General features: G+C 54.5%; 3 protein-coding genes. 1 reads left to right on the top strand and 2 read right to left on the bottom strand.

Translation table 11 applies throughout. The features are described 5' to 3' along the window. Positions 1 to 785: hypothetical protein (locus IKP20_07635; GenBank protein ID MBR4504823.1), on the bottom strand; the 785-nt coding region annotated here is incomplete at its 3' end. A gap of 111 nt (positions 786 to 896) precedes the next feature. Here IKP20_07635 and IKP20_07630 point away from each other — a divergent pair. After that, positions 897 to 1,799, top strand: coding sequence for an ABC transporter ATP-binding protein (locus IKP20_07630; protein ID MBR4504822.1), 903 nt, complete (start codon positions 897 to 899; stop codon positions 1,797 to 1,799). Between the two features lie 874 nt (positions 1,800 to 2,673). Here IKP20_07630 and IKP20_07625 read toward each other — a convergent pair. Then, on the bottom strand, positions 2,674 to 3,648 hold the full coding sequence (locus IKP20_07625; GenBank protein ID MBR4504821.1) for a hypothetical protein: 975 nt from the start codon (positions 3,646 to 3,648) through the stop codon (positions 2,674 to 2,676). Between the last annotated feature and the right edge of the window lie 169 nt (positions 3,649 to 3,817).

The raw sequence follows: 3,817 nt of genomic DNA, 5'->3' as shown, positions 1-3,817 counted from the left end.
TCAATGGCGGTCCTGCTGTTGGTCGACCTCGAGATCATTCTGGCGACCTTTCTCCTGTGTCTTTCGTCCCTCCCGTTCACTACTACGATGCGGAGGTCCATGTCCGCAGACAGCAGATTCTTGAGGTCCCTATCGATGGTCTTGATCCTTCCATGACCCGCCATTATCAGTACAGAGAGCTTTCCGCTTCCGCGGTTGGGGCGCTCGGCGGGCCTCTCGAATCTGACCGGGAAACCGAGGCAGGCAATTTGATCCTCCCGATACCCCAGTCTCATCAACCCTTCCTTAAGCTCCTCGCAGGGAGTGATTATCTTCTGCACCCCTTGGCCGTATTCGGTCAGCGGGTATACCGTATAGTCCGTGACTATGCTGAAGAAGGGAACGTCGAGCTTACCGCGCTTTTTCAGTTCGGTCAATGCGATCGGATGGAACATGTGCGTCCCGATTATGATGTCCGGACGGAAGTCCCGGACCGTCTTGAGGATTCTGCGGTATTTGCCGAAATGGGCGTACCACATGCCTATCGGATACCTCTTCGGGGGGGCGTCCCTCTGATACAGCCTGTAATAGATCCAATAGACCCAATGGGCATGGCCCATCGTGAATCTATAGAATTTGTCGCATATCAGCGATCTGAAAGGAGAGAAATAATCCTTGTAATAATCGATTATCCTGATTTCGCATTCATCCCCATGGTATTTCTCGAAGGTCTCCTTCAGCATGTTTGAGATCATGTGATGCCCGTCGCCTGAGGACATGGTGTAGATCAGAATGCGCTTGCTCATCTTGCTGGCTTGAATCGGAATTCGGTAAATATATGTGATGCTGGCCCGACTGATAACCAAATGTTATATTGCTTACCTGCCCCCTGTTATTGCCTGCATCAGGAGAAAGGGATGGAGATGGGCAAAGCGATAAGCGTCGCGGGATTGCGTAAATCGTATGGAAGCTTCCAAGCCGTGAAAGGCATATCGTTCGATGTGGAGGAAGGCGCTTTCTTCGCATTTCTGGGACCCAATGGGGCCGGAAAGTCCACTACCATAGCCATCTTATGCTCCCTTCTATCCAAAGATTCGGGAGACGTGACCTTGTTCGGAATGGAACCCGAGAAGGCGAGGAGGGAGATAGGGGTAGTCTTCCAGGACAACAAGCTCGACCAGAGGCTGTCCGTGCGCGAGAACCTGGAGATCCACGGTTCCCTGTACGGCTTCAAGAAGGCCGATCTGGCGGCCAGGATCGAAGAGGCGCTCGTCAAGGTGGGGCTGTCTGACCTGTCCGACAGGCCATGTTCCGATCTATCCGGAGGACAGAGGAGGAGGGTTGAAATCGCGAGGGCGATCCTGCACGGCCCCAGGCTCTTGCTTCTGGATGAGCCGACGGCGAGCCTGGACCCCCAGGCCAGGAATTCGATATGGGCCTATATCCGGCGTCTGAAAGAAGAAGGGATGACCGTCTTCCTGACCACCCATTACATGGAGGAGGCCGCCACCGCCGATGACATCGTGATAATAAACGAGGGCGAGATCGTCGCCCACGGAAAGCCTTCGGTCCTCAAGGAGAGATACAGCTCCGATTATCTGGAGATACTTCCCAAGGATGCAGACGCCGTGAAATCCGTGCTGGACGGGCTCGGAATCGGATATTCCGTGCGCTCAGGCGTCCTGAGGATAGAGCTGGGCTGCACCATGGATGCGGTACCCATAGTCGAAAGGCTGAAAGGCATGATGGAATCGTTCGAGGTGCGCACCGGCACCCTGGATGACGCGTTCATCGCCATAACGGGAGGTTCCAGCAGATGAATGCGGTGTTGGCGCTGACGAAGAGGAACGTCCTATGCTTCTTCCGGGACAGGGCTGCCGTCTTATTCTCGTTCCTGACGGCACTCATAGTCGTGTTGCTATATCTTCTGTTTCTGAGGAACGTCCTGATATCCAGCATGTCGTCGGAAGGATGGACGATCCTTTCCGGCGAGCAGCTGCCTAGCCTGGTGGATTCCTGGGTGATGGCGGGCATAATCGGGATCGTGTCCGTCACGTCTTGTGCCGGTTCGCTTCAATGCATGGTTGACGACAAGGTGTCCGGCAAGGACATGTGCTTCAGGATAGCGCCGATAAAGCCGTCGGAATTGGCGGCGGGATACGTGTTGAGCGCATTTCTGGCAGGACTCATCGTGAGCGCCGCGACGTTGGCATTCGCATTGGCGTACCTCTGCGCGACCGGTTGCGAGCTAGGAATCCCCGATGTCTTCGCCAGCATACTGCTTCTGGTGCCTTCTGCGCTATCCAGTTCGATAATCCTGTTCGCCCTCGCGTCCTTATTGAAGAGTCAGAGCGCATACACGGGATTCTCCATCATCATGAGCACGCTCATAGGATTGTTGTACGGTCTTTACCTGCCGATGGTGGCCTTCCCAAAGGCCGTCTATGCCGTAGCCAACCTCATCCCTGCCACGCATATGGCCGCGTTGTTCCGTCAGCATCTGTGCTCCGGGCCCATGGACGATGTCTTCGGTCCCGGGGGCGCCTCCGAGTTCAGGGAGGAGATGGGCGTGGACCTCAGCGTCGCGGGATACGAGTTCACGGGGACGACGTCGATTCTATATGTGCTGGCGGTCACGGCCCTGTTCTTCGCGATATCGGTCCTGATAATGAGAAAGAGAAGGAACCGATGTTCTCATGAGGGGCCTGACGTTCGGCTCTGTCCGCTCGTAATGGCCCTGATAAGCACCGCGGGTTCGTTCGATATGAATCCGTCGACGCCCATTTCACGCAATCTCTCGGCGTATCTCGGATTGTCCACCGTCCATGCGAATGCCTTCATGCCTCTGTCATGTATCGACGATATCGTGTCTGGCTCCGTGAAACAGGACAGGTAATGGCAGAACACGTAATCGGGTTTGAAATCCAATCCGTCGACATACGACGGTACGTCCGCCTGGCTCATTATACGTTTGCTGATGGATACGAACGTCTCCCCTGGGTATATCCTGCCCAGAGTCCTGCCGAGGCCGAGATACACTTCGCCGGGAGATGCGCCGTCGATCCCCAGGACGTCCTGTATGATGGTCGAGTCCTCCAATGGCGAGACGTCCTCCATCGTCAGAGCATCCATGGGCTTATCGCGAGGGTAGCACTCCCCTATGATGTCGATTATCTCCCCGAAATCATCGACGACAGGCAGCATCAGAACGCCCGTGCCGCATCCAGCATCCATATGTTGGATGTCCCTGACGAGGGAATGGTCGAAAGACGTGACGATCGCCCTTCTTCCGATTCCGAAATCCTTCAGACGCGAAGCGATGCCCTCGACGTATTCCCTGCGTCTGATGTAAGGCGTCTTCAGCTCGAGATTGGCAATTCCCTGAGTTCCCGTTGCATGTAGGCATTCCTCTAAAGTGGGAATCCTTCCGCCCATGCCTTTCGGGTTGTGACCATTAAGCTCCTCCAGGGAAAGCTCGTGGATGGGTCTTTTGCCGCCGCAGGCAGCCTCCGCGGTATATCCATGGGAGCATACGGGCACACAATCGCGAGTCATCTGGATGTCGGTCTCGAAACCGTCTGCGCCTGCCGCCAGCGCGGATTCGAATGCGGACACGGTGTTCTCGGGTGCAATAGAGGACAGCCCTTTGTGAGCCAGTACGATAGTCACGATGGTCCATTAGGCCAACACTATAAATACTGTAACTTAGAATCCTATAGATTAAGCAAATTGGATGGAAAGAATGAACCAAAGTTTAGCATGCAGATCACATCTGCCGATACGCGTCTTGATGTTGTATGTTATTAAATAATCATCTTAATTAAGTTTCAAACTTAAT

Source organism: Candidatus Methanomethylophilaceae archaeon (assembly GCA_017524805.1).
GTDB lineage: Archaea > Thermoplasmatota > Thermoplasmata > Methanomassiliicoccales > Methanomethylophilaceae > Methanoprimaticola.
Note: the sequence above shows the minus strand (reverse complement) of the source record. Positions and strands in the feature narration are given on the sequence as shown.

Bases quoted from the DNA above. Each gene is read 5' to 3' on its own strand.
- IKP20_07630 (MBR4504822.1), top strand. From the start codon at position 897: ATGGAGATGGGCAAAGCGATAAGCGTCGCGGGATTGCGTAAATCGTAT.